Below are 24,459 nucleotides of genomic sequence, written 5' to 3' on the forward strand. Positions count from 1 at the left end.
GAAGTGTCCTTGTAGCTTGGGCAATAGGAAACTATGACCACTCGAAACATCCCCCTCGGCGACGACGCCCCAGAACGCCTCGCATTGCTCCGCGCCATCAAGCTGCTCGGCGGCAATAAGTCGGAAGTCGCGCGGGTTTGCGGCTGCACGCAGGCCAACATCTTCCAGATCGTTGAATACCGTCGGCGGCTGCCCGCAGAGTTCGTCCTGCCGCTCGAAGCTCGAACCGGTGTGTCGCGTCATGAGCTTCGGCCTGACATCTACCCGCTCGAACCTGCCGTGTCGCGCGCAACCGACATCACCGCCTGATCCATGGGTCAGAGGGGATCATCCAGACGCTCATCCCAGGCCGCGTTTCGCGCGGCCGTTGAGAAGGCGAAATCTCGGTATGACCTGTCGGCCATCATCGGCCGTCATACCAAACTGACGAAGGCCGGGCCGCGCGCGTTGCGCGGCCTGTGCATGTTCCATCAGGAGCGATCCCCCAGCCTCCACGTCTATGACACGGACGGCGGCTTCCATTGCTTCGGCTGCGGGGCCAGCGGCGATGTGTTCGACTTCCTCAAGGCGAAAAACGGTCTCGGCTTCATCGACGCAATCCGCTGGCTGGACGCGGCGGCCTTGCCGGAGGTCAGCGAGGCTGAGCGAGCCCGGCAGCGGGCCGAGGACGAGGCAGAACGCGCGGCGGCGATCGATCTGGCCCGCACCGTCTGGCGCGGCGCCACGCAAGCCGCTGGCAGCCCGGCGGAGGTCTATGCCCGCTCGCGCGGCATCACCGTGCCGCTGCCACCGTCGATCCGCTTCGCCCGAACACCGGCATGGTATGACGCCGAAAGCGGCGAAGTCGGCCCCGCCATCCCGGCGGTGATCGGTTGCGTTCAGGACATGAGTGGAGCCTTCATCGGCATACAGCGCATCTTCCTCAGCCAAGGCGGGCGCGCCAAGGCGAAGATGCCGAACCCAAAGAAGACGCTCGGCAGGTTCAAGGGCGGCGCACTGCGGCTTGGCCCTGTCGCAGAGGGCATCACCTCGTGTGAGGGGCCGGAAGACGGCTGGACGCTAATGCAGGCGATGCCAGCCCAATCCATCTGGGTTGCGCTCGGAACCGCCAATCTCGCTTCGATGGTCCTGCCGCCCGAGGTCCGCCACCTCAGGATCGGGGGGGACAACGGGGCGGCTGGCCGCGCCGCCGTCGCCACTGCCGCCGAGGCTCACACGGCGCGCGGCGTCGAGGTGTCCGCCTTCTTCCCCGAGGATCGGTACAAAGATTTCAACGATGCTCTCCGGGGAATCTGCGCGTGAGTGACATCGCCTTCCAGGAGATCGAACTAAGCGACCTGTCGATTGGCAGTCCTCGCGCCGAACTGGCGCTGTTGGGGGAGTTGCTGGGCGACAATAGCGGGATCGACATGACCGCCGACCGGCTGATGCCCGAGGATTTCTCAGTGCCGCTCTATGGGCGCGTCTTCGCCGTGATCGTGCGCGAGGCTTCACTGGGGCGCTCAGTCAACGCCATTACCCTCTCGCCCTATTTCCGTGACGATCGCGACTTCGAGGAACTCGATGCCCAGCGGCGGCTGAGCGACGCCGCGCGCGATAGCATCGGCGACTACCGGCCGACGCCATACCTCGACCAGATCCTGAGCCTCTCGAAGCGACGCCGGATCGTCGCCGGCTTGAGCCGCATCCAAGCCGAAGCCCGCAACCTTGAGATGTCTGTCGACGACATCCTCTCGGAAGCGGATGCCACCCTATCGACGATAGTGGACCGGGCTGAGGGAACGCATGAAGTCACCGGGGCCGACGCGCTGGGTGAGGTGATTGCCGAGTTCGGCCTGCCAGTGGTCGGTGTCCGATGCGGGACGATCGGCCAGATTGACGATCTGGCGGGGCCGCTGCGGCCGGGGCAGATGGTGATCGTCGCCGGCCGTCCCGGCATGGCGAAGACCGCTACAGCCGTCAGCTATGCGATCGGCGCAGCGCGCGCCGGCCACGGTACGCTGTTTGTCAGCCTCGAAATGTCGGCGAAGGAGCTTGGCGCGCGCATCGGTTCAGACCTGTGCTTCGATGTCGCGCAGGGCACAGGCGTCCCGTTTGAGGTCATCCGGGATCGCCGACCTTCGGTATCGCAAACGCTGCGCATTAGGGAAGCAAGGGTGTCCTTTTCCGACATGCCGCTCCAGATCGTGGATCGCGGCGGCTGCAAGATGGCGACCCTCGAAACGATGATCCGGCGGCACAAGCGGAAGATGGCTGCGGCCGGCCGCAAACTCGAACTGGTCATCGTCGACTATTTGCAGCTGCTCAGCCCCGATCAGCCGATGCGGAGCAGTTACGAGGCGGTCTCCGAGATCAGCAAGCGGATCAAGCAGGCGGCGAAGAGCCAGGGTGTGGCGATCATGGCGCTGGCGCAGCTCTCCCGCAGCGTCGAGCAGCGCCCCGACCGTCGCCCCCAACTGTCCGATCTACGCGATAGCGGCCAGATTGAGCAGGACGCCGATACGGTCATCTTCCTCTACCGCGAAGCCTACTACACCAAGAAGGAAGAGCCGAAGCGCGGCACCAGCGAATGGTACGACTGGTCGGTGAAGTATGCGGAGATCGAGCGCCACATAGAGTTCATCTGCGCGAAGCGACGCGATGGCGCTGAAGGCCGGGGCGCTGGCCTATTCTTCGGTGAGTTTATGGCCGTTCGCGGCGGCGATTACTACGAGACCCGTGGAGAGTCCCTGTGAAGATGGAATGGCACAAGCGCGATCACCGCGCGGCGCTGGATGGTTACATGGGCCTGACGCTTGAAGAGCGGGGTGCCTACACGACGCTGCTTGATCTGATGTACGAGCGCGGCGAGGCCCTACCGGACAACGAGCGACTGATCGCCGGCCACCTCGAAACATCGGTCAGGAAGTACCGCGCGCTCCGCGATTCTCTGATCGCGAAGGGTAAAATCCAACGGGCCGACGGGGGGCGCCTCACCAACGCTCGCTTCGAGAAAGAGTGCGAAAGCTCCGTGAATGCTCGACGAACACTCCGCGAAAGCGGTGCGAAGGGTGGACGAAAGCGCGTCGAGAACCTGAAAAACGTCAATGAAAACAACGAAGGTGGTCAAGCCCGGCTTGAGCCTGCCTCAAGCTCGCGCGCGCGCTTAGAAGGAGAAAGAGATACGCTTACTAACGTAAGCGGCGCGGTCGCGCCGTTGGATGATCCAGTAAAGTCGATTTTTGACATCGGCGTCAGGCTTCTGGTCAGAGCCGGGACACCCGATCGACAGGCTCGATCCCTCATCGGAAAATGGCGGAGGGATGCATCGGACGCGGAACTGCTGGCCGTGCTGCCCGAAGCAGCTGGCAAGTCCGATCCGGCTGCGTGGATCACCGCCGCGCTGGCCGCCCGATCGCGCCCGACGTTCGACCGGCTGGCCGATAGCATTGAGAGATACCGGCACCTGCCGCCGGCCCCCAAGATTGTGGCCATCCAATGACCGCGCAGCGGTCGTCTCTGGCTGGCATCGCCCCGCTCAGCCGCGACCCGGACCCCGCCAAGGCCAGGCGGGCCGCCCGGGAGGCGTGGCAGGATCACGGGTTGATCCTCATCAATCCCGAGTGGCTCACCAGCTGGGTGGACAGAGCCCAAGCTGAGCAATTGGCGGTGAAGGTACACGGTAGGCGGGGGAAGTGATGGGATCGAACATCTTGGCTGATCGGTGGGCCATCCTGCGCACGTCGGGCGGCCGGACGCTGGCGCTGGCGGCGGCGCTGGCCGAGGCTGGCTACGACGCATGGACCCCGATGCAGGTTCAGGATCGTCGCCGCGCGCGCGGCAGGCCGCCGACCGAGCAGCGCGTGCCGATCATGCCGACAGTCGTGTTCGTTCGCGCCGATCGCGTGTCCGATCTCTACCGGGCGCTCTCCCTGCCTGTGAACCCCTTCCCCGCATTCTCGATCTTCCAGCAAGCCGGGCGTGTGCCGGTCATCTCCGACTGGGAGTTGGATTGCCTGCGCTCGGCCGAGGAAAGGGCGGCCCGCGCCCGCATGAAGAGCGAGCGGCGGGAGTTCACGATTGGCGGCGCCGTGAAGGTCGCCGAGGGCATCCTGCAAGGCATGGTGGGCGTGGTCGTCGACGCCAAGGGCAAGGCGCCGACGATCGACCTGGGCGGCGGCTGGGTGATGAAGATCGAGGGTTGGCTGTTGCGGCCGGATGATGTAGATGCTGACGACAGCACAGGCCGACAGGATCGGCAGAGGACTTATCGGCGCGAGCCGACGTAGGGCTACCGGCCGGAAGGCGAAGCGGTAGCTCCATTCCCGTAGGGCTCGCCGGCATGTGTCGGCGGCCAATTCTAGAGAATTGCCTGACGCCCAGCCGCCGCGCTGGGCTTCGTCGTGTTCAGGTCTGCCCACAGCGTTGGGCCGCAGGATGCCCGCGCTGACAGTGGAAACATTGTCGCACCGCGTCGTTTTTCGGGCTCTCAATCGCGGATTGCAGCCTGACCGACGACGAAAGAGCCGAAGTTCTCGTGACGGCCAGTGGCTTGCTTCGTGAGCATCACCAGCACGCCGTCGAGCGAGCAAACGAGGAATATCTGCGCGCGATTAAGGCAGGTGACACCGCGTCCGCCAAGCATTGGGAGGGGGTTGTCGCCCTTCTGTCAGCGGGGATCCGCGACGTTTACTAACCTTCGCGGATCGATTGTGCAGCGCAGCAGTTTAATGGATGCGGCCCTGCGAGCAGGCCGCGATCCCCTCCACCTTTTGCCCCGGCGGCTACGGTCGTCGGGGCTTTCGTTGGTCAGCACGGCGCCATGCCGGGCTCTCGGGGAGGTAGCGCGCCTCCCCACATCATCGCGGGGTTGGCCATGACAGACGAGGAGTTCCTCTTCGGCGATGGCCATTCCGTCTATCGCGGTCTGCTGCCCAGCCACATGCCCGCCGTCCTGCCGCCTGCGACGTGGACGCGCCAGCGGAGGCGGCAGGCCAATCGCGCGGCGGCCTTGGCCGCGCGATAGCATGGGTCGCCTTACCGGGCTGCCGCCCCGTCTCGCTGGCCTCCCGCCTCGGCTGGCATCCACGCCGATCGACGCGGCGGATCGCGACCGGAAGCGCAATGAGTTCCACCCGTGGCGCGCCTGGTACAAGACCCCGCTATGGCGGGCGCTGCGCATGGCCACGTTCACCCGCGACCTGTTCACCTGTACGATGTGCGGCAGGATCGAGGGCGACACCTCCAAGCTCGTGGCGGACCACGACACGCCCCACCGGGGCGATCGGGGCGTGTTCTTCGACCCGAACAACCTGAAGACGCTCTGCGCCTCGCCCTGCCACTCCAAGCATAAGCAGCGGCTGGAGCAGGCCGCCGAGCATCGTTAGGAAACGATGGTGGCCCCCACCGCTCTACGGCACGATTTCGAGAATGGTGAGCGGGAAGCTATCGGTCTTCACCTCATTCTTTTCGTTGAACCAGGTAACGTAGGCGTGGATCGGGCCATCGCCACCCCAGCCGCTTCTTCCCACCGATGTCACCATCATCACCGGCCCGCCCGACCTCATCCGAACCTTGGCACCCTCTTCAATCGCAGCCGTCATCACCGTCTCCTTGAGGTGCGCTATGGACGACGACCGTTCGCTTGAACTGGAGCTTGTTCAGCCACCGAGTCACGAACCGGTCGTGCTCGGCGACTTTGTTCTCCTTGCAAGCGGGAGTCCACAGGGACTGGTGATCGCAATCGAGAACTCGATGGCGACGGTCACATGGTTGCTCGGTAACGGACTGAGGTCGAACCTCCCTGTTGCGTGCCTGCGACCGAACGCAGTGCGACATCGCTGATCCCCGCCGGGCGGGAGGGGGGGGTGTCAAAGTCAGGGGCCGGCCAACCCCGTGGACCGCCCCTCGTGCCACGCGGAGATAATTTTCTGGTGGGTGTAGTCGGGTGCGAACTTTCGTCGGAAGGCGGTACTTGATGGCTGTCCGAAAGACGACTGAGGAATGGCGCCGGATTGAGGCCGAATATTGCGGCAGCGACGATTCCATTCGCGAAATAGCTGATCGGCATGAGATTTCCGACACGGCTATTCGGAAGCGCGCTCGGGCCGATGGCTGGGAACGCCCGGTTCGCACCGCGAACCGTCACGAACTTGACCGTCAGCCCCCGCCCCCGCCTGCCACGGACCCGGAACAGCCGGTCGACGCTGCGACGATCGCCGACGGTGGGCGCGGCCTCGTCATGAGGATGCTCGACGAACTGGACGTGGTGACCAGCCGCCGGGGCGAGCTGGAAGACATGATCGAGGCGGCGACCGAGAACGACGATGAGGACGATCGGCGGATCGCCATGGAGCGCGCCGTCAGCCTGCCGAGCCGGGCAAACACCGTGAAGACGCTGGCGTTGGCGCTCAAGACCCTGAACGAAGCGTCGGCGCCGCAAGGTAAGAAGGCCCAGGCGCAGGACCGCGCCAACGAAGTGGCCAGCCGCTTTCGTCCGATCGGCCCGCCGCAGCTGAAGGCTGTCTAGGCAGTGTCTGCATTTAGCGGATTCCATTTGGAAGACCGATCTGATTCAAGGCTGGTGAAGGAGCCAAGCCTTGAGCAGACGAACGCTGACGGACGAGCAATGGGATCGGATTGCGGGTCATCTTCCGGGTCGGGAGGGGACGCGAGGGCGGAGCGGTGTCGACAACCGGCTATTTGTGGATGCGATCCTGTGGATGGCCGGCAATGCGGCGCGCTGGCGTGACCTGCCGGAGGTGTTCGGCAAGTGGACAGGGGTGCATGCGCGGTTCCGGCGGTGGTCGCATGCCGGTGTATGGGAACGGCTTTTCCATAGCCTGGCCGACACGCCGGACTTCGAATACGTCCTGATCGACAGCACCATCTCGAAGGCGCACGCCGATGCGGCGGGCGCAAAAGGGGGGCTGAAGCTGCCGCGATCGGTCGGTCCCGCGGCGGGCTGACGACCAAGCTGCATGCGGCGGTCGACGCCATCGGCCTGCCGATCCGTATCCATCCGACGCCCGGGCAATGGGGCGATCGCCCCCAGGCCGAAGCGCTGCTGACGGGCTTGAAGGGTGTCGGCCACGTCATCGCCGACGCCGCCTATGACGCCGATCCGCTACGCGTCTTCATCGCCGACAGTCTCGGTGCTACTGCCCACATCAAAGCCAATCCCAGCCGAACCGGAAAGCCTCCCATCGACTGGCGCCTCTACAAGGAACGCCATCAGGTTGAGTGCTTCTTCAACAAGCTCAAGCGCTTCCGCCGCATCGCCTTGCGCTGCGAGAAGACCATCTCCGCCTTCATGGGCTTCGTTCACCTCGCATGCGCCATGATCTGGCTGCGCTAAATGCAGACGCGGCCTAACGTGCCCACATGGTCGACCGCTTGCCCGGATTGGCGCAAGCGGCTGAAGGCTCGCCGATCGCTGATCCCGTTCGACCCGCTGTTCCCGGATGTGGCCGACGCCAAGATGGCGCTGTTCACGTCGCTCCGGCTGATGGACGTGACCGGGCAGCCCACGATCGGGGAATCGTGCGACACCTGGCTCCTCGACTTCGTGCGGGCAGTGTTTGGCGCATACGATGCGGCTACCGGCCACCAGCTGATCCGCGAGTTCCTGCTGCTCGTGTCGAAGAAGAACACCAAGTCGACGATCGCGGCCGGCCTGATGGTGACCGAACTGGCGATGGGCTGGCGGGACGAGGATGAAAATCTGATCCTCGCGCCGACGAAGGAGGTAGCGGACAACAGCTTCAAGCCCGCCGCCGCGATGATCCGCGCCGACGCAGACCTGAGTGACCTTCTGCACATTCAGGATCACATGAAGCTCATCACCAACCGCACGACCAAAGCCACGCTGAAGGTGGTTGCGGCCGATAGCGCGACGGTCTCGGGAAAGAAGGCCAGCCGCGTTCTGGTCGACGAGCTATGGCTGTTCGGGAAGAAGGCCACCGCCGATTCCATGCTGAAGGAGGCGACAGGCGGGCAGGTTTCGCGGCCCGAAGGCTACACCCTGTTCCTGACCACCCAGTCGGACGAGCCGCCGAAGGGCGTGTTCAAGAAGAAGCTCGCCGAATATCGCGACATCCGCGACGGCAAGATCATCCGGCCACACAAGCTGCCGGTGCTGTACGAGTTCCCGAGCGAGATGTTGAAGGCGGGCGACCACCTCGACCCGGCGAACTTCTATTACACGAACCCCAACCTTGGCCGATCGGTCAGCCAGGATTGGCTGGAGGAGCAATTCACCGACGCCCAGGCCGCCGACATGGCTGAGCGGCAGGTGTTCTTCGCCAAGCATTTGAATGTCGAGATTGGCGTCGGCCTGCATCACGACGCGTGGGCTGGTGCCCCGCATTGGGCGAAGGCGACTGTCTCGCCCGAGGTATGGGACGGCTCGCTCGCGCATTTCCTCGAGATCGTCGAGGTGGCGGTCGCTGGCATCGACGGCGGCGGCCTGGACGATCTTCTCGGCCTCACGCTGTTGGGCCGCCTTCGTTCGGACCCGCGCATCTGGCTTTCGTGGTCGCATGCCTGGGCACAGCTGGACGTGTGGGAGCGGCGCAAGGACATCGTCTCCGCACTCGACGGCTTCATTGCCGACGGCGACCTGACCAAATGCGACGACCCCACCGCTGACCTGCGGGGCGTCGCCGACATTCTGCAACAGGTTTTGGAAGCGGGGCTGTTCCCTGGCGCCTTCGCCATCGGTCTCGACCCTCATGGCGTGGCCGCTCTGATCGACGAGTTGGTGGCCCGAGGCTTCACCGACAAACACCTCAACGCCGTCGCGCAGGGCTTTCGGCTGAATAGCGCCGTCATCGGCAGCGAGCGAAAGCTCAAGGATGGAACGCTTCGCCATGCCCGCCAGCGCCTCATGGATTGGTGCGTCGGCAATGCGAAGGTCGAGCAGAGAGGCAACGCCGTGCTCATCACCAAACAGATCGCCGGCAAGGCCAAGATCGATCCGCTGATCGCTCTCTTCAATGCCGTCATGCTCATGAGCCGCAACCCGGAAGCGGCCGGCGGCGGCGTCGACGACTTCATCGCTCAGATGAAGGCGGCCTGATGGGGATCGGCACGTGGGTCGGTTCGGCCCTGCGCTATTTCGGGACCGGCAGCGGCGAGAGCGGCAAGCTGTCGGGTGCGGCGGAAGATGAGCCCACCCGGATCAAGATCAAGTACGGCAGCCAGATCGACACCGGCGGCGAGGTCGTCAACCAGCGCAGCACGTTGGGACTATCCACCGCCTGGGCGTGCGTGACGCTCAAGTCCGAACTGTGCGGCGCGATGGGCGTGGGCGTGTTCGAGAAGAAGGCCGGCGGTCGCATCGCCCGGCCAGATCACTGGCTTTCGGATCTGGTCCACGAGGAACCGAACCGCGATCAGACGCCCACGGAGTTCTGGGCGGCGATGGTCGCCTGCATCGACCTGTGGGGCAATGGCTACGCCGAAAAGGAAACGCTGGGGAAGCGCACCACGGCGCTGACACCGCTCGCGCCGCAGCTGGTCACCTGCCGCCGCAGTCGGGACACCGGGGAACGGGAGTATGTCTATCTCGATCGCGGCAAGGCCGAGGTCATGCCGGCGGAGAAGGTGCTGCATCTTCGCGGGATGACGCTCGGAGGCGATGTCGGCCTCTCCGCGATCGAATATGGCCGCCGCACGATCGGCGGCGCCAATGCCGCCAACCGCGTTGCCGCGTCCACCTTCGCCTCCGGTCTGCAACTGGCCGGCTTCATGGAGACGGGATCGACCAAGCTCTCCCCCGATCAGCGGGCCGACCTGATCGAGATTTTCGACAGCTTCACAGGGCAGGCGATGCGCGGCCGAATCGTGCCGCTTGAGAAAGACTTCAAGTTCCAGGCGCTGAAGATGAACCCGGCCGAGGTCGAGTTGCTCGCGTCACGAGGCTGGGATGTCGAGGAACTGTGTCGCTGGTTCGGCATGTTGCCGATGCTGATTGGCCACGCGGCCAAGGGGCAGACGATGTGGGGCAGCGGCATCGAGCAGCTTCTGCTCGGCTGGCAAACCCTGCGGCTCAACCCCCTCCTCCGCAAGATCGAGCAGTCGATCAAGCTCCAGCTCCTGCCCCGCGAAGAGCGCAAGACGATCTACCCCGAGTTCAACCGCGAAGCGATGCTCGCCGCTGACAGCGCCGCGCGGGCGGCGCTCTACAGCGCGTTCGGACAGAACGGCGTGATGACGCGCGGCGAGATGCGCAGCCGGGAAAACCTGCCGACCATGGACGGCGACGACTTCCTGACCGTGCAGTCCAACCTCATCAAGTTGGCCGACCTCGGCAAGGCGCCCAGCGCCGAGCAGGGCGCGCGGTCGGCGCTCATGAACATGCTCTTCGGCGGCGATGTGGAAGCCGTGATCGATGCCCGCGTGAAGGCCGCGATGATTGGCCACAACGGCGGCCCGAAGCTGGAGGACTGACATGGCAATGATTTCGAGCTTCGGTCGCAAGCACAGCGGCGCTCTCAAGGTCCGCGACTTCGACCTGACCACCAAGTCGGTCGGCGATGACGGCACGTTCGACGGCTATGGCTCGGTCTGGGATGTCGTCGACAGCTATCAGGAGGTCGTGGCACGCGGCGCCTTCACGGAGAGCCTCGCGGAATTGAAGGCCAAGGGCCGCCCGGTGCCGGTGTTGTGGCAGCATAACGCCCGGCAGCCGATCGGGGCCTGGACCGACCTGATCGAGGACGATCACGGCTTGGCGGGCAAAGGCGAACTTCTGATCGACGAGGTGGCGCTGGCGAAAGAGGCGCACGCCCTGATGAAGCGCCGGATCGTGACCGGCCTGTCGATCGGCTATTGGGTTCGCGAGAGCAGCTACGACGAAAAGACGGGCATCCGCACGCTCACCAAGCTGGACCTCGTCGAAATCAGTCTCGTCACCTTCCCCGCCAATGATGACGCTCGCGTCGAGGCGGTGAAGTTCAAGCTCGCCCACGGCGAACTGCCCACGGATCGAGAAATGGAGAAGTACCTGCGGGAGGCAGGCTTCTCGAAAACGCGCGCCGCCGGCCTCGTCAGCCACGGTCTCGCGGAACTGCGTCGGAGGGAGTCCGATCGCGAAACGACGATCACACCGGCCCTGAAAAGCCTTTCGGACACCCTGGCCAGCTTCAAGCTGTAAGCCGCTCCACCAAGGAAAAATCTACCATGAACATGATGACTTCCGCTGCGGCCATGGCCGCCGGCGCGACCCCGCTCGTCCGCGCGCCCGTTCCTGAGTTCGGCCGCAAGGATGGTGGCGAGCCGGACGCCAAGTCGATCGAGCAGCTTCAAAAGCAGCTCAGCGAGACGCTCGGCGAGGTGAAGGAGTTCGCCAAGGAGTTCCGCGCCAAGGATCGCGAGGGCACCAAGGTCGACACCGAGACCAAGGAGAAGGCGGACAAGGCGCTTTCCGAACTGACCGGCCTGCGGGGCGAGATCACCGAGCTTTCGCAGAAGCTGGCGCAGGGCCGCCGAGGCGGCGACGACGCGCCCGAACTGAAGTCGCTCGGTCACGAGGTCGCCAATCATGACGACGTGAAGTCGTATGTCGAGGGCGGCTGCAAGGGCACGATCGGCTTCTCGGTCAAGGCCGTGACCAGTGCCTCGGGTTCGGCCGGCAACCTCATCCGCCCCGATCGCCAGAGCGACATCGTCACCATGCCGCGCATGGGGCTGCGCGTGCGCGATCTGCTGACCCCCGGCCGCACCGAGGGCAACTCGATCGAGTATGCCTACCAGACCGTCCGCACCAACAACGCGGCCGGCACGGCGGAGGGCGCGCAGAAGCCCGAGAGCAACTACGGCTGGGATGTCGCCCAGTCGCCCGTCAAGACGATCGCGCACTGGGTGCCGGCGTCGCGGCAGGCGATGGACGATGTCCCGCAGTTGGAAAGCCTGATCGACGGCGAACTCCGCTGGGGCCTCGACGATGCCGAGGACGCCGAACTGCTGCTGGGCGACGGCACCGGCCAGCACCTTAACGGCCTCTATACCCAGGCGACCGCCTATGCGGCTCCCTCGGGTGTCACGGTCTCGGGCGAGACCCGCATCGATCGCCTGCGGCTGGCCATCCTTCAGGTCGAGCTTGCCGACTATGCGCCGGACGGCATCGTGCTTCACCCGACCGCCTGGGCCGGCATCGAACTGACCAAGGATGCGGCGTTCGGCTACATCTTCGCCAACCCCCAAGGCGTCGCCGGGCCGGTGCTGTGGGGTCGCCCGGTCGTGTCGACCAAGCGGATCGGCGCGGGCAACTATCTGACGGGCGCCTTCAAGCTCGCCGGCCAGATCTTCGACCGGATGGATACCGAGGTCCGCATCTCCGATCAGGACCGCGACAACTTCATCAAGAACATGCTCACGATCCGCGCGGAAAAGCGGCTGGCGCTCGTCGTCCGCCGCCCGGCCGCGCTCGTGAAGGGCAACTTCACCGGCCTTTAATCCCCAGCCTCCGGGGCGCCCTCACCGGCGCCCCGGCTTTTCCCATCGCTCACGGCGCCCGTGCCGCGCGCGATGCGAGAAGCTGAAGGAGATCGACGATGTCGAAGAACGCTTTTGTCCTGGACGATCACTACGGCGACGACGGCGCCGCGCGCGAAGGCATGATCCTGCGCGATATGGCCATCGGCCGCTTCAACGAACTGGAGAAGAAGGGGCTCGTTCGCGAGGCCTCCTCCGAGGAAGTCGAGAAGGGTTACCAGCCCTCGATCGATGCCGACCCGTCCAAGGATGCCGAAGGCGAAGGCGACGGCGAGGGCGAGAAGGATGCGCCGAAGCCGGCGAACAAGGCCGCGCCGAAGCCCGCGAATAAGGCGGCCTGATCGATGGCCCGCTCTGCGCGCCGCTCGCGCGGCTTCGTCTGCGTGCCGAAATTTTCGGTGGCGCCGTCGATCACCGGCACGGCCAAGAGCGGGCAGACGCTCACGGGCGCCAGCGGCACGATCGTCGATGGCGTCATCGCGGCGCGCCAATGGCGGCGCAACGGTGTCGCCATCAGCGGCGCGACCGCCGCGACCTATGTCTTGCAGGCCGCCGACATCGGCACTGTCACCACCCTCGCTGTCACCGCGACCAATGCACGGAACGGGGCCAACACGGTGACCGCCGTGTCAGCCCCCACCGCCACGGTCATCGCCTGACGATGCGCGTCGTCGTCATCACGCCGCCTGCCCCGGTCGTCACCTGGGATCAGGCTCGCGCTCAGCTGAAGCTGGAGGCGGATGACGATCGGCGCACACACGTCGAGGGCCTCGTTGCCGCCGCCACGGCGCATCTCGACTGCGAAACCGGTTGGATGGGACGCGCTTTGGGGGAGCAGACGCTGGAAGCGCGCTTCGACGGCCATGAGGCGGGCCATTGCGTGCGCCTGCCCTATCCGCCGGTCATTGCCATCGAGAGCGTCATCTATCTCGATACCAGTCGCACCGCGATCACGGCCGATCCGAACAGTTACGAGGTGTTCGGCGCCGATCTGTCGGCGGACGGCTCTCCCCCCTGGACGGGCTGCCATGTCGGCCGCGAGGTGCTGCGGGTTCGGTATCGAGCTGGCTATCCCGACGGCATCCCGCCGCAGGTTGCCGTCTCCATCCTCATGATCGTCGAGGATCTGTTCATGGGTCGCGCTACCAAGCCGGAGGATGCGCCCTCGGGCAGCCTCATCGGCGCCATGCTGGAGACGTTGCGCGTATGGCGATGATTCCCCGCGCGCGGCTCAACCGCCGCGTCCGCTTTGAGGCAAAGGCACGCCCTGGCGGCCGAGGGAAGGCCGGGCAGGAAACGTGGACACCTGTCGCGATCCTCTGGGCCGAGCTTCAGGATGCGCTGCCCAGTCGCGGCGAACGCCTCGCCGAGGGCCTGACCATCGCAACCCGCCCCTCCCGCTTGCGGCTCGACTATCGCGCCGGCCTCACCTCGGACATGCGCGTCCTGCTGCTGCGCAAGGATGGCGCCGATTATGTGGTGGATCGAACCATGGCGATCGTCGCCGGCCCGGCCGAACTCGGCGAGCGCGACGCGATCGAGTTCATGGTCGCCGACTATTCGACCAGCGGCACCGGCGCATGACATCCGCCGACAAGGTTCTGGCGGGTGTTCACGCCTTCCTCGGCAATATGATCCAGAACCTTGAGCCGAAGGTGCTGCGCGGCGCGCTGAAGGAGGGGGCCGAGGTCATCGCGGCCGGCGCGCGCGAGAACTGCCGATCGGACGAGGTGCGCGCCACCATCAAGACCAGCAGCCGTGCCGAACCCGGCATCGTGGTCGCCAAGGTGCAGACCAAGGGGCCGGGCGCCTACATGGCCCCTTGGCTGGAGCATGGCACCGATCCGCACTTCATCAGCGTGGATGACAGCCAGAGCGGCGGGATGACCGTGCGCCGGATCAATCGCACGACCAAGGAGGCGCTGATGATCGGCGGCGCTTTCGTGGGCACGACCGTATTCCACCCCGGCGCCAAGCCCTATCCGTTCATGCGCCCCGCCGCCGACACGCGCGCCGACATGGCGATCGAGGCCGTCGCCGGCCACATCACGAAGCATCTCACCAAGGAGGGGCTGGCCGGCCCCGCCCCCGCCGCCGAGCCGGACGAATGAGCGCGGTCGAGATCATCGGTGCGGTGCTGGCGGCGGACGCTGCATTCGTCGCCGCCGTGCCGGAAGGCCAGTTCGACTATTGGGATTTGCCGCAGGGCACGCCCCTGCCGTCGGTGTTGCTCACGGAGATCAGCCGCGTCGAGCCGCCGGCGCTGTCGGGAAAGACGTTGGGGCCGGTCATCGAGCGCATTCAGGCGACGGTGCGGGCGAATAGCGGCGAGGAACGCAAGGCCATCCTCGACCTGATCCGGGACGCCTGTCGCGGGCGCACCGGGACGATCGCCGGGTGTCTCAACGTCGCGGTGCTGCTTGCGGGCGACGGACCCCAGTTCAAGGACGCCGACGCCGCCATCTATATCGGCAGCACCGACCTGCGCGTCAGCTTCATCAAGCCCGCCTGAACACCTTCACCTCTGGAGAACGACCATGAAACGTCACGCCGTGGCGCTGCGCGCCTTCACCCATGCCGACGACAGCTTCCAGGCCGGGCAGACCATCCTCAACATGGAGCCGACCCGCTTCACCGATTGGTCCGCGCCCGGCGTGGACCTCGTGCGCGAGGCGACCGAGGCCGAGGTCGCGAAGGCGAAGGGCGGCAAGCCCACGACCGCCAACGCGCCCAGGACGATGCCGACGACCAAGCGCCCGGCCAAGAAGGCCGCCCCCGCTCCCGCTCCTGTCGCGGAGCTCGCGCCCCTGCCCATCCCCGAGGGTGACGCCACCCTCTGATCGCTTTGCCCGCCGGGCAAAAACCCCCGCTGACGCGGGTCACCACCCAGGAGAAACGAGATGACCTCTTCGACTTCGGCGGGCTCGACGATCGGCCTTGTGCTGGCCGCACCCGCCACCTTCGACGCCGCCGGCTATGCCGCGCTGTCCTTCACGCTGGTCAACGGCGTGGAGAGCATCCCCGCCTTCGGCGCCCAGGTGCCGGTCAACCAGTTCCAGCCCCTCGCCGGCCCGGTCGAGAAGCATAAGGGGCCGCCGAACTACGGCTCGCTTCAGGTGCCGATGGCGCTGGACGATGCCGACGCCGGCCAAATTTTGCTGCGCGCCGCCGCCGAGCCCGACAACAACGCGCAATATTCGTTCTGCGTGACCTATCCGACCGGCGCCAAGCGGTATTTCCGTGGCCGCGTCTTCGGCTTTCAGGAGACGCCGGGTTCCGCGACGAACGTGCTGATGGGCACCTCGACAGTGGAGATCAACACGAAGATCATCCGCGCGCCGGCCCCCTGATCCTGATCCGGCGCCCGCGACGCCGGCCTACCCCATGCTCCGGCCCGTCCCGTCTGTCGCGGGCTGCGGGCGGGTCGGGGCACCACCTCCCGCGAAGGATATACCATGTTCGACATCACCCAGTTCGCCCCGGCGGACACCGGCTTCATGCACCTCAAGAGCCCCCGTGACGAAGAGCCCATCTTCGTCGGTGCCGCCGCGAACCCCCTGCCCGTGGGCATCACCTTCCACGCGCCGGGCAGCGAAGCCTATGAGGCGGCCAACAAGCGCCGCACCAATCGCTCGCTCGGCCGGAGCAAGAAGAAGATCGATCTGACCGCCGATCTGCTGCGATCGGACAATGTCACGTTCCTGACCGACATCACCGTCTCGTTCGACAACCTCGCCTATCCGCCCGCCGCCGATCTGGCCGGTGCCGATCTGCATCGCGCGCTCTACGCCGACCCGAAATATGGCTGGGTGGTCGAACAGGCACAGTCGCACCTGGGCGATTGGGGAAATTTCTCGACGAAGCCGCCCGCGAGCTGATCCTCCACGTCCGGCAGGTTGCCTGGCTGACCGCGCTGCCTCGACACAAGCTGTCGACCGGCGAGGAGATCAGGCAACCTGCTCGGGCGGAAGCCTACAAGACCGGCGGGACCGAGCCGCCCCTCCCACCCAAGGGCGATGTGGCCCACGTCTTCGACTGGTTCATGGAACTCGGCCAGATCGAGGTGACGGGGATGGGGCGCGCGGCCTTGTCGTGGCGTGAAATCGACGCCTGGGCATCGCGGACCTTCACCCCCATGACGGCATGGGAGGCGAGATTGCTCCGCCGGCTGTCCGTGGCGTTTCTGGCCGAAAGTGGCGCGGCCGAAAGCCCCTACCATCCCGCGCCGTGGGTCGAGCGCATCACCAGCCAGGCGGCGCGGGATGCGGCCGAGCGCCAGTTGCGATCGGTGCTGGGCTGACTCCTCATCTCGTGAGATCGCGCGTAGGGTTGCCCCAATCAGGGAGGCAGTATGCGCGCGATCATCATGGCGATCGGACTTCTGGCAACACCGGCGCTCGCCGCCGATCAGTTCGACCTCATCTGCACCGCCAAGAAGACGACAGTGCGCTATCGCGTCGATCTAGCACGGGGCGAATGGTGCGATGGAGATTGCAAGGTCACCCGCAAAATTACGGCAGTGACGACAGGTTTTCTAACGCTGGTCGATGAAAATCCGACTTCTGAACATGCATATCGCGAGAGTACTACCGTCAATCGGGTTGATGGCAGTTGGTACACGATGAGCTATTTTACTTGGTCGAGCCGCGTTCCTTCGGCGACTAAGGGGACTTGCGAGCCGACGGCCTTCACGGGCTTTCCCGCAGCCAAATTCTAGTTTTGCTCCGCCGCATCAGCGGCATCATGATTGATCGCAGGGCGGCCCATCTCGGCCGCCCTTTTTCGTGCGCGAAGGGAGGCGGATCATGGGCCAGAAGGTCGCGTCTCTCGAAATCGAACTGGCCATGGCCACCGGCGGGGCAATCGCCGACCTGAACCGCTTCGGTGGCGTGATGGACAAGACCACCGCCCACACGCTTCAGGCGATCAACAAGATCGACGACGCCATGAAGGGCGCGATCGATCTCGATCCCGCCACCCAGCAGATGGTGAAGCTGGCGGAGCAATCGGCCAAGACCGCCGTTGAGAGCGCGCGCGAGTTCAATCGCATCGAGCGCGCGGGCGAGCGGATGGCGGCGCAGCTTGAACGCCAGCTGTCCGTATTTGGCAAGACGACGGGCGAAGTGCGGTCGCTGAAGGCCGAGACCGCTGCGCTGGCCGCCGAACAGGCTGGCCAAGCTGAGCTTGCCGCCCGCATCCGTGCCGCCGAAGCCGCTCTATACGATCAAGAGTTTGCGGCCACGCGCCGTGCCCGGCAGGAGCAGGAAGCGGCTGCGGAAGATCGCGCCATCGCCGCCGACCAGGCAGAGAAGGCCGCTTCGCGCGAGGCGACCGCGCTGCGCGAGGCGGCCCACGCCCATCAGATGTTCGAGGCCCGCGCCCGCGCGGGAGCAATTGCGCTGCGCGACGCCGAGACTGCCGCCGCCGCCGATGCCATCGCGGTCGCCCGGCTGCGGGAGATGCTCGATCCCGCTGCGGCGGCACAGGACCGGCTCACAAACGAAATCGCCGAAGCGCGCCGAGTCATGATCGCGGCCGGCTTCAGCGCCGAGGAATTGGCGCGGGCCGAAGGTCTGCTCACCCAGCGTCATGGCGGCCTCATCGCCAGCAACGGCCAGATGAAGGCCGGGATGCAGCAGCTATCGTTCCAGGCCAACGATATGGCGACGATGTGGGCGATGCAGGCCAAACCGATGCAGATCTTCGCATCGCAGGCCGGGCAGGTCATTCAGGCGCTTCAACTGATGTCGGGGAACTCCAAGGGGTTGCTCGGCTTTCTAGGTGGCCCGTGGGGCATGGGCATCACCACCGCCGCCGTCGTTCTGGCGCCGTTCGTGGCCAAACTGTTCGAGAGTTCGGAGGCGAGCAAGGAGGCGGAAAAGGCTTTCGACAGCTTTGTTAAGCATCAGGCCGACATCGCCAATTTCATCGATCTGGCCACCGGCAAACTGACCGAGCAGAATGCCGAGCTGGTGCGCAACGCCATCCTCACGCGGCAGGCGCAGATCGACAAGAACATCGCCGACACCGCAGACCAGCGCCGGACGGGCCTCAATCTCGCCCGCACGGCAAGTCAGGGGGGCTATCTCAGTCGTCTCGGCAATGCCGCGCAAGGATATCTCACGCGCGGCGGCGACCCCTATGCAAACCTTGGCCCCGACGCATGGTTCGGTGACGCCGACGTGCGATCCGCCATGCTGGACGCGGCCGGCGATGTCGGCAAGCTGTCGAGCAGCATCTATAAGCTGTCGCAGACGACGCGACCGGACCTGCGCGGCCTCGCCCTCGACATCTCCAACCAGGCGGGCCAAGCCATTCTGGCGGCGCGCGAAAACGAGCGCCTGCGGAAGGAGATGAGCGCCCTCGGCGGCGACACCACCGCGCTTTCGGGCGCCAATCTCAAGCTGATCGAGACGCAGGTCGCCATCGCCGCCGCCACGACGCCGTTGGAGAAAGCGCAGGCAAATCTGTCGGCTGTCCGCCAGCGGGCGGGCGCGATCGAGAAGATGACCGGTGATGCGCAGAAGGTCGCCGCCGCCGGCTATCGGACGGACCTTCTTGCCGCCACGCAGGCGGTCAAGGCCGCCGAACAGGCGGAGAAGGACGCACGCGTCGCCAAGGTCGCCCACAACAAGGAGGTGCGGGACGCCAACAAGGAGGCGCGCGAGGCAGCGGCGCTCCAGCGCGAACTGGCGTCGACCTATGACGGACTGTTGGCGAAGCTCGACCCGGCCGGTGGTGCGCAGAAGGCGTATATCGACACGCTGAACGATATCGGGCGACTGGAGGCCGCGAACCTGCTCAGCCGACAGGATTCGGTCGCGTGGCAGCTTCGTGCCAATCAGCAACTGGCGAAGTCGCTGGAGGAAGTCCGCAAGGCGTCGGAGGTGTCGATCGGCACGCCGGACCTTGATGGTATTCTCGAACGGGGCCTCAAGCCTCTCAACGACGCCCTCGAAGCGCCGGGCAAGATGCTCGATGACCTCGCCCAGCGGGCGGACGATGCCGCGTCGGCGATGGAGCGCGCATTCGGCCGGGTCGGCGGTGCGATCGGCGATGCCACGGCGCTGCTGGCCGATTACGGGAAGCGCCAAGCCGAAATCGACGCTCAACGCGAGGCGGCAGGGACCAATCAGGAGAAGCTGGACGGCTTGGCGAAAGATAGCGCCAACCTCCGCCTATCCACCATGATCGGGCTCACCGGCGCGGCGAAGAACCTCTTCAACGAACATTCCAAGGGCTACAAGGCGATGGAGGCGGCCGAGAAGGCGCTGACCATCCTCCAGCTGGCGCGCACCGCCGTCGATGTGGCGGGCGGCGCCGCCAAGATGTTCGCGCACCTCGGCCCCTGGGCGTTCCCCGCTGTCGCCGCGATGCTGGGCGTGATGGCCAGCCTCGGCTTCTCCGGTGGCGCCAACGTCAGCATGGAGGATTACACCAAGGGCAACACCGGCGCCGGCACCGTCCTGGGCGATAGCGACGCGAAGAGCGAAAGCCTGCTCCGCTCGATCGACATGCTCCGTGATGTCGAGGACGCCACCCTGAACGTCAGCCGCAGCATGTTGAACAGCCTGCGGTCGATCGAGAGCCGGATCAGCGGCCTGTCGAGCCTCCTTGTTCGCACCGGCAGCATCGATGGAGCCTCCGCCGGCGTGGAAACCGGCTTCAACTCCTCGCTGTCGGGCGGGCTGGTCGGCAGCGCCTTGTTCGGCTCGCTCGGCCTCATCAACAATACGATCGGCAAGCTCCCTATCGTCGGCGGCATCATCAACGGCGTCACCGGCGTCATCAAGTCGCTGTTCGGGACCAAAACGACCGTCGTGGGCGGTGGCATCTATGGCAATGGGCAGACGATCGGGGACATTCTCTCCAACGGGTTCGACGCGCAGACCTACAGCGACATTCAGAAAAAGAAGAAGTTCCTCGGGATCACGTCGGGCACCAGCTATTCGACCGTCTTCGGTGGCGCGGTCGATGATGACATCACGAACCAGTTCGCCCTGATCTTGCGCGGCTTCAACGATACGATCATCGCGGCGGCCGGCCCGCTTGGGGCTTCGACTTCCGCTATCAGCGACACCCTATCGCATTTCGTGGTCGATATCGGCAAGATCGACCTTCAGGGCCTCTCGGGCACCGAAATCCAAGAGAAGCTGGAGGCGGTGTTCGGCGCGGCGGCCGACGGCATGGCAGCGGCGGCCTTCCCCGGCCTCGAACGCTTCCAGAAGGTCGGCGAAGGCGCCTTCGAGACGCTGGTGCGGGTCGCCAGCACGGTCGAGCAGGTCGATGCCACGTTCCAGCGGCTGGGTGTCACGACCACCTCGCTCGGCGTCGATATCGACATGGCGGTGGCCGGCCTGTTCGACACGGTGGGGGACTTCACCGGCGCCGCCGACGACTATTTCCGCACCTTCTACAGCGAGGCTGAGCAGACCGCCGCCAAGGCGTTGCAGATGGGTCGGGCGTTCAACAGCCTCGGTCTCACGATGCCCGACACGCTGGCCGGCTTCCGCCAGCTGGTCGAGGCGCAGGACTTGGCGACCGCCGCCGGCCAGCAGACCTATGCCACCCTGCTCCAGCTCGCCCCGGCCTTCGCCGACCTGAAGGGCGCGATGGAGGGCGCCGCGTCGGCGGCGGCGATCGTTCGCCAGCGCGAGGATCTGCAAAGCAAGCTGCTCCAGCTTGAGGGTGACACCACCGCGATCCGGGCCGCCGAGTTGGCGCGCCTCGATCCCAGCAACCGCGCTCTCCAAGAGCAGATTTACGCCATTCAGGATGCGCAGGAGGCGGCCAAGGCCGCCGAGGAACTGCGCAAGGCCTGGAGTTCGGTGGGGGATAGCATCATGGACGAGGTGCGCCGCATCCGTGGCCTGACCGACGCCACCGGCGCCGGCAGCTATGCCACCCTGCTCGGCCAGTTCAACGCGGCCAGCTTGGCGGCGCGCGCGGGCGATCAGGACGCGGCCAAGACCCTGCCCCAGCTGTCCCGCTCGATGCTGGACGCCGCCAAGCTGGCCGCGACGAGCCGGCAGGAACTGGACCGTGTGCAGGCGCAGACCGCCGCCAGCCTTGAGGCGACCTATGCGGAAATCCGGGCGATGGGCGACACGACAGCGTCCAGCGCCACCACCGAGTCTACGCTGGATGCGCTGGCCGCCTCGCAGGCCACCTCCACCACGTCGACGGAAAGCGATCTGCTTTCCGAAATGCGAGCGATGCGGGAGGAACTGGCTCAACTTCGCAGCGACACCAACACCGGCAATGCGACGATCGCCAGCAACACCGGCGCGATGCGGCGGACGTTGGAGAACGTCAGCCCCACCGGCGACGCGATTATGGTTCGCGCCGCGTGAAGGTCGTGACGGCAGCCAGCGAGGTCATCGATCTCGGGACGACCGAGACGACCCCGACCGTCGGGATCGTCGATTACAGCCGCCGCGAGACCGACGAGTTCGGCGTCACGACCGTCGTGCAGCGCGGGTTCGCGCGGCGCATGTCGGTGCGCTTCGCCCTCCCGTTCGATCAGGTGGACGGGGTGCAGCGTCGCCTCGCGGACCTGCGCGCGACCTCGGCCCGATGGGTGGCCGACGACCGGTTCGCCAGCCTCGCGGTGAACGGCTTCTTCAAGGATTTCGAGCTTGATCTGAACGTGCCGCCCGTCAGCCATTGCACGTTGACGGTCGAGGGCCTCACGGTCACCGAGCCACTGACGGACAGCGGGGCGGACCCGGCGCCGGACGATCAAAGCTCGAGCCTTCAGCTGCTTCGCCCCGCCGTTGTTACCACCGGCGCCCTGATCGCCGCCAGCGTGCCGGAAGACGATCACGCCGAATGGTCGGCGGGCGCCACCTATCTGATCGGCGCACGGGTGATCCGGGCGGCGACGCACCGGGTCTACGAGAGCCTGACCACGGGCAACGTGGGCAACGATCCGGCCGGCGCCGGGGCAACCGCTTGGCTCGATGTCGGCCCGACCAACCGCTGGGCGATGTTCGACCAGGCGCTCGGCACCGCCACGGTCGCGACCGGAGTCATGGCCGTCACGCTGTCCGCAGGCTTCGTGAACGCGGTCGCCCTGCTCGACGTGACAGCGAACACAGTGCGGGTTCAGGCCCCAGGCTACGACCGGACGGTGTCGGCCAGCGGCGGCACCGTCACGTTCCTCGACGTGCCGGCGACCACCGGCCAGGTGACGGTGACGATCGCGGGCAGCGGCCCGATCTCGGTGGGAACCCTGCTCGCTGGCCAGCTCATGGGCCTGGGGATCACGGAAGCGTCGCCCACGGCCGGGATCACCGATTTCAGCCGCAAGGAAGTGGACGATTTCGGCGAGGTGACCATCGTCCAGCGCGCCTGGGCGAAGCGGATGACCGCCCGCGCGCTGATCGAGACGACCGCTCTGGATGATGTGATGGCCCGGATCGCGGCGGTACGTGCGCGGCCGGTCCTGTGGATCGGCAAGGCGGGCACCGACGCGCTGACGATCTATGGCTTCTTCCGCGATTTCTCGATCGAGGTGGACCAGAACGTCAGCAAGCTGTCGCTGTCGATCGAGGGATTGAGCACGGCGGCGCCGCCCTCAGCCGGGCTCCCGGCGGCCACCGTGCCGTGGACCGGCGTGGGGGATGAAGATCCGACCAGACCACGTCCGCAAGATGGCGCAACGGTAGGCGCCCCCACCGGCACGAATGTCGCGGGCGTGCCGGCCCAACAATTGATCGACGATCTCGATCAGGTGATCGAAAATCTCGATATTGCGCGTCAGGATATCAACATTCACACGCCGTCGATCTTCGATCTCGCCAAGACGGTGGCGCTGCTGAACGGCCTGATGCAGGCCAAGACAACGCTCGACGGCAAGCCAATCGGCACCGTGGTGTCTGATGTGCGGACGATCGGCGAAAGCACGGTCGAAGAGCTTCATCTGATCGGCGCGAAGAATGGCGCCGGCACCGCCTTTCTGATGAATCTCGGCACCGTGCAGGTGGCGGCGGGCGTCTCGCTGGCGCAGCGGTTCGATCAGCTGGAGGCCCATGCGAACGATGCGGCGTCGGCCGTGTCCACTTCGCTGAGCCAGGCTATCGCGGACGAGGCCGAGCAGCGCGCCATCCAGATCAACACGGTGCGAGCCGAGCTTGAGGACGGTATCGATGCGGCGACGCAATCGACGGTCGAGGCGTTCACCTCGGCCGACGAGGCGCTGGCCCAGCGGATCGACGAGGGAGAGGCGAACTTCGGCGACCTTTCAGGGCAGTTTACGGATAGCCTGGCCGCGCAGGCGGACATCAATGGCGCAACCAGCGATGCGCTGGCCCAGGTGGCAGCGACTCTTGAAGGCCCTGACGGCCTGGAGGCGCGTACCAGCTTCCTGATGTCGGCGGCTGTCGATGTAGGAGGAGGGACGGTTTCCAAGGCGGTGTTGAGCCTGGTGGCCGGCCCGGCGGGAAGCCTTCGGGTGGCCGGCATCGTCGCGACCAACACCGGCGAGACCAGCACGCTCGATCTCGATTTCGACAGCACCCGCATCTTTCAGCCTGACGGCGAACTGCTGTTCGAGGCGAATGGCGATGGGGTGTTCATGCCGCGCGCGCGCGTTACGCGGCTGACCGGCAATGCGGCGGTCATCCCGATCACCGTGATCCGTGTCGATCCGATAACCCCGACCGGGCGAGCGAATTACATCACTGCGGCGACGGCGACCTTCGACTTGCCCGAGCGCGGGGTGGTGGAGGTATCCTGCAACATCAAGCAGGATTTCTCGACGCAGACTGCGTACGGCTTCCGCATCCTGTTGAACGGCTCGATTGCCTTCGACGAAGGCGCCTTTGGCGATCAGGATTTCATCCAGATCGAGGCCGATGACGAGATCGAGGCGGGCGCGGTGACGGCGGAGCTGCAATATGCGGCCGACGCAGGTTCGACCCTGAAGCGCCGAAGCATGAAGATCCGCGCCTATCCCAATACCGAGGGCTGAGATGCGAG

At 65.9% G+C, this 24,459-nt stretch carries 26 protein-coding genes and 1 pseudogene; 26 read left to right on the forward strand and 1 reads right to left on the reverse strand.

Annotated features, from left to right (window positions below):
- Positions 1–33 precede the first annotated feature (33 nt).
- The 7 genes from PQ455_RS07320 to PQ455_RS07350 all read left to right on the forward strand — a co-directional run bounded on the left by PQ455_RS07320 (position 34) and on the right by PQ455_RS07350 (position 5,366).
- A complete protein-coding gene (locus PQ455_RS07320; RefSeq protein WP_273690519.1) occupies positions 34–309 on the forward strand; it encodes a transcriptional regulator in 276 nt (91 codons plus the stop codon).
- Positions 310–312: 3 nt separating this feature from the next.
- Positions 313–1,302 carry a DUF7146 domain-containing protein gene (locus tag PQ455_RS07325; protein ID WP_273690521.1) on the forward strand — a complete coding sequence of 330 codons (990 nt, stop codon included), beginning with the start codon at positions 313–315 and terminating at the stop codon, positions 1,300–1,302.
- Positions 1,299–2,735, forward strand: coding sequence for a replicative DNA helicase (locus PQ455_RS07330; protein WP_273690523.1), 1,437 nt, complete (start codon positions 1,299–1,301; stop codon positions 2,733–2,735). The genes PQ455_RS07325 and PQ455_RS07330 overlap by 4 nt, the downstream gene beginning before the upstream one ends.
- Before the next feature lie 2 nt (positions 2,736–2,737).
- Positions 2,738–3,481 (forward strand): DUF1376 domain-containing protein, encoded by a 744-nt coding sequence (locus tag PQ455_RS07335; protein WP_273691297.1) that lies wholly within the window; start codon positions 2,738–2,740, stop codon positions 3,479–3,481.
- A 211-nt stretch (positions 3,482–3,692) separates the two neighbouring features.
- Entirely contained in the window at positions 3,693–4,268 is a 576-nt protein-coding gene (gene nusG, locus PQ455_RS07340) for a transcription termination/antitermination protein NusG (protein ID WP_273690525.1), read from the forward strand.
- Between the two features lie 587 nt (positions 4,269–4,855).
- Positions 4,856–5,005, forward strand: a complete 150-nt coding sequence (locus tag PQ455_RS07345) for a hypothetical protein (RefSeq protein WP_273690527.1) — start codon at positions 4,856–4,858, stop codon at positions 5,003–5,005.
- A gap of 1 nt (position 5,006) precedes the next feature.
- Positions 5,007–5,366, forward strand: coding sequence for an HNH endonuclease (locus tag PQ455_RS07350; RefSeq protein WP_273690529.1), 360 nt, complete (start codon positions 5,007–5,009; stop codon positions 5,364–5,366).
- Between the two features lie 24 nt (positions 5,367–5,390).
- On the opposite strand, the gene PQ455_RS07355 is transcribed toward PQ455_RS07350, so the two are convergent.
- Positions 5,391–5,582 (reverse strand): DUF2158 domain-containing protein, encoded by a 192-nt coding sequence (locus PQ455_RS07355; protein WP_273690531.1) that lies wholly within the window; start codon positions 5,580–5,582, stop codon positions 5,391–5,393.
- A gap of 644 nt (positions 5,583–6,226) precedes the next feature.
- Here PQ455_RS07355 and PQ455_RS07360 point away from each other — a divergent pair.
- The 19 genes and pseudogenes from PQ455_RS07360 to PQ455_RS07450 all read left to right on the forward strand — a co-directional run bounded on the left by PQ455_RS07360 (position 6,227) and on the right by PQ455_RS07450 (position 24,451).
- Entirely contained in the window at positions 6,227–6,508 is a 282-nt protein-coding gene (locus PQ455_RS07360; protein WP_273690532.1) for a hypothetical protein, read from the forward strand.
- Positions 6,509–6,578: 70 nt separating this feature from the next.
- Positions 6,579–7,336: pseudogene (locus PQ455_RS07365) on the forward strand (IS5 family transposase).
- Complete coding sequence (locus tag PQ455_RS07370) at positions 7,337–9,058, forward strand: terminase large subunit (protein WP_273690533.1); 1,722 nt, start codon at positions 7,337–7,339, stop codon at positions 9,056–9,058.
- Entirely contained in the window at positions 9,058–10,431 is a 1,374-nt protein-coding gene (locus PQ455_RS07375) for a phage portal protein (RefSeq protein WP_273690535.1), read from the forward strand. The genes PQ455_RS07370 and PQ455_RS07375 overlap by 1 nt, the downstream gene beginning before the upstream one ends.
- Complete coding sequence (locus PQ455_RS07380; protein WP_337958570.1) at positions 10,397–11,137, forward strand: HK97 family phage prohead protease; 741 nt, start codon at positions 10,397–10,399, stop codon at positions 11,135–11,137. Before PQ455_RS07375 ends, PQ455_RS07380 begins: the two co-directional genes overlap by 35 nt.
- Positions 11,138–11,163: 26 nt before the next feature.
- Complete coding sequence (locus PQ455_RS07385; protein ID WP_273690537.1) at positions 11,164–12,438, forward strand: phage major capsid protein; 1,275 nt, start codon at positions 11,164–11,166, stop codon at positions 12,436–12,438.
- Between the two features lie 98 nt (positions 12,439–12,536).
- Positions 12,537–12,818: a hypothetical protein gene (locus PQ455_RS07390; RefSeq protein WP_273690539.1), complete on the forward strand. Its 282-nt coding sequence runs from the start codon at positions 12,537–12,539 to the stop codon at positions 12,816–12,818.
- A gap of 3 nt (positions 12,819–12,821) precedes the next feature.
- Positions 12,822–13,136 (forward strand): hypothetical protein, encoded by a 315-nt coding sequence (locus PQ455_RS07395; RefSeq protein WP_273690541.1) that lies wholly within the window; start codon positions 12,822–12,824, stop codon positions 13,134–13,136.
- A 2-nt stretch (positions 13,137–13,138) separates the two neighbouring features.
- Entirely contained in the window at positions 13,139–13,693 is a 555-nt protein-coding gene (locus PQ455_RS07400; RefSeq protein WP_273690542.1) for a hypothetical protein, read from the forward strand.
- Complete coding sequence (locus PQ455_RS07405; RefSeq protein WP_273690543.1) at positions 13,684–14,061, forward strand: head-tail adaptor protein; 378 nt, start codon at positions 13,684–13,686, stop codon at positions 14,059–14,061. Before PQ455_RS07400 ends, PQ455_RS07405 begins: the two co-directional genes overlap by 10 nt.
- Positions 14,058–14,588: an HK97 gp10 family phage protein gene (locus tag PQ455_RS07410; RefSeq protein WP_273690544.1), complete on the forward strand. Its 531-nt coding sequence runs from the start codon at positions 14,058–14,060 to the stop codon at positions 14,586–14,588. The genes PQ455_RS07405 and PQ455_RS07410 overlap by 4 nt, the downstream gene beginning before the upstream one ends.
- Entirely contained in the window at positions 14,585–14,989 is a 405-nt protein-coding gene (gene gp17 / locus PQ455_RS07415; protein ID WP_273690545.1) for a tail completion protein gp17, read from the forward strand. The genes PQ455_RS07410 and gp17 overlap by 4 nt, the downstream gene beginning before the upstream one ends.
- A gap of 25 nt (positions 14,990–15,014) precedes the next feature.
- The gene (locus tag PQ455_RS07420) at positions 15,015–15,317 is read left to right on the forward strand and encodes a hypothetical protein (protein ID WP_273690546.1); all 303 of its coding nucleotides are present in this window, start codon (positions 15,015–15,017) and stop codon (positions 15,315–15,317) included.
- Between the two features lie 60 nt (positions 15,318–15,377).
- Positions 15,378–15,827, forward strand: coding sequence for a hypothetical protein (locus PQ455_RS07425; RefSeq protein ID WP_273690547.1), 450 nt, complete (start codon positions 15,378–15,380; stop codon positions 15,825–15,827).
- A 105-nt stretch (positions 15,828–15,932) separates the two neighbouring features.
- Positions 15,933–16,355, forward strand: a complete 423-nt coding sequence (locus tag PQ455_RS07430; protein WP_273690548.1) for a hypothetical protein — start codon at positions 15,933–15,935, stop codon at positions 16,353–16,355.
- Positions 16,319–16,777, forward strand: a complete 459-nt coding sequence (locus tag PQ455_RS07435) for a phage tail assembly chaperone (protein ID WP_273690549.1) — start codon at positions 16,319–16,321, stop codon at positions 16,775–16,777. The genes PQ455_RS07430 and PQ455_RS07435 overlap by 37 nt, the downstream gene beginning before the upstream one ends.
- Before the next feature lie 51 nt (positions 16,778–16,828).
- Complete coding sequence (locus PQ455_RS07440) at positions 16,829–17,194, forward strand: hypothetical protein (protein WP_273690551.1); 366 nt, start codon at positions 16,829–16,831, stop codon at positions 17,192–17,194.
- An 88-nt stretch (positions 17,195–17,282) separates the two neighbouring features.
- Complete coding sequence (locus PQ455_RS07445) at positions 17,283–21,830, forward strand: coiled-coil domain-containing protein (protein WP_273690553.1); 4,548 nt, start codon at positions 17,283–17,285, stop codon at positions 21,828–21,830.
- Positions 21,827–24,451 (forward strand): hypothetical protein, encoded by a 2,625-nt coding sequence (locus tag PQ455_RS07450; RefSeq protein ID WP_273690555.1) that lies wholly within the window; start codon positions 21,827–21,829, stop codon positions 24,449–24,451. The genes PQ455_RS07445 and PQ455_RS07450 overlap by 4 nt, the downstream gene beginning before the upstream one ends.
- The last annotated feature ends 8 nt before the right edge of the window (positions 24,452–24,459 follow it).

It is taken from the genome of Sphingomonas naphthae, assembly GCF_028607085.1.
GTDB classification, from domain to species: domain Bacteria; phylum Pseudomonadota; class Alphaproteobacteria; order Sphingomonadales; family Sphingomonadaceae; genus Sphingomonas_Q; species Sphingomonas_Q naphthae.

Excerpts from the sequence above, each read along its gene's own strand:
- PQ455_RS07350 (WP_273690529.1), top strand. The coding sequence starts at position 5,007 with ATGGGTCGCCTTACCGGGCTGCCGCCCCGTCTCGCTGGCCTCCCGCCT.
- PQ455_RS07325 (WP_273690521.1), top strand. The coding sequence starts at position 313 with ATGGGTCAGAGGGGATCATCCAGACGCTCATCCCAGGCCGCGTTTCGC.
- PQ455_RS07360 (WP_273690532.1), top strand. The coding sequence starts at position 6,227 with ATGCTCGACGAACTGGACGTGGTGACCAGCCGCCGGGGCGAGCTGGAA.
- PQ455_RS07405 (WP_273690543.1), top strand. The coding sequence starts at position 13,684 with ATGGCGATGATTCCCCGCGCGCGGCTCAACCGCCGCGTCCGCTTTGAG.
- PQ455_RS07440 (WP_273690551.1), top strand. The coding sequence starts at position 16,829 with ATGCGCGCGATCATCATGGCGATCGGACTTCTGGCAACACCGGCGCTC.
- PQ455_RS07345 (WP_273690527.1), top strand. The coding sequence starts at position 4,856 with ATGACAGACGAGGAGTTCCTCTTCGGCGATGGCCATTCCGTCTATCGC.
- gp17 (WP_273690545.1), top strand. The coding sequence starts at position 14,585 with ATGAGCGCGGTCGAGATCATCGGTGCGGTGCTGGCGGCGGACGCTGCA.
- PQ455_RS07410 (WP_273690544.1), top strand. The coding sequence starts at position 14,058 with ATGACATCCGCCGACAAGGTTCTGGCGGGTGTTCACGCCTTCCTCGGC.
- PQ455_RS07400 (WP_273690542.1), top strand. The coding sequence starts at position 13,139 with ATGCGCGTCGTCGTCATCACGCCGCCTGCCCCGGTCGTCACCTGGGAT.
- PQ455_RS07425 (WP_273690547.1), top strand. The coding sequence starts at position 15,378 with ATGACCTCTTCGACTTCGGCGGGCTCGACGATCGGCCTTGTGCTGGCC.
- PQ455_RS07355 (WP_273690531.1), bottom strand. The coding sequence starts at position 5,582 with ATGACGGCTGCGATTGAAGAGGGTGCCAAGGTTCGGATGAGGTCGGGC.
- PQ455_RS07335 (WP_273691297.1), top strand. The coding sequence starts at position 2,738 with ATGGAATGGCACAAGCGCGATCACCGCGCGGCGCTGGATGGTTACATG.
- PQ455_RS07375 (WP_273690535.1), top strand. The coding sequence starts at position 9,058 with ATGGGGATCGGCACGTGGGTCGGTTCGGCCCTGCGCTATTTCGGGACC.
- PQ455_RS07390 (WP_273690539.1), top strand. The coding sequence starts at position 12,537 with ATGTCGAAGAACGCTTTTGTCCTGGACGATCACTACGGCGACGACGGC.
- PQ455_RS07430 (WP_273690548.1), top strand. The coding sequence starts at position 15,933 with ATGTTCGACATCACCCAGTTCGCCCCGGCGGACACCGGCTTCATGCAC.
- PQ455_RS07395 (WP_273690541.1), top strand. The coding sequence starts at position 12,822 with ATGGCCCGCTCTGCGCGCCGCTCGCGCGGCTTCGTCTGCGTGCCGAAA.
- PQ455_RS07320 (WP_273690519.1), top strand. The coding sequence starts at position 34 with ATGACCACTCGAAACATCCCCCTCGGCGACGACGCCCCAGAACGCCTC.
- PQ455_RS07385 (WP_273690537.1), top strand. The coding sequence starts at position 11,164 with ATGAACATGATGACTTCCGCTGCGGCCATGGCCGCCGGCGCGACCCCG.
- PQ455_RS07370 (WP_273690533.1), top strand. The coding sequence starts at position 7,337 with ATGCAGACGCGGCCTAACGTGCCCACATGGTCGACCGCTTGCCCGGAT.
- PQ455_RS07445 (WP_273690553.1), top strand. The coding sequence starts at position 17,283 with ATGGGCCAGAAGGTCGCGTCTCTCGAAATCGAACTGGCCATGGCCACC.
- PQ455_RS07420 (WP_273690546.1), top strand. The coding sequence starts at position 15,015 with ATGAAACGTCACGCCGTGGCGCTGCGCGCCTTCACCCATGCCGACGAC.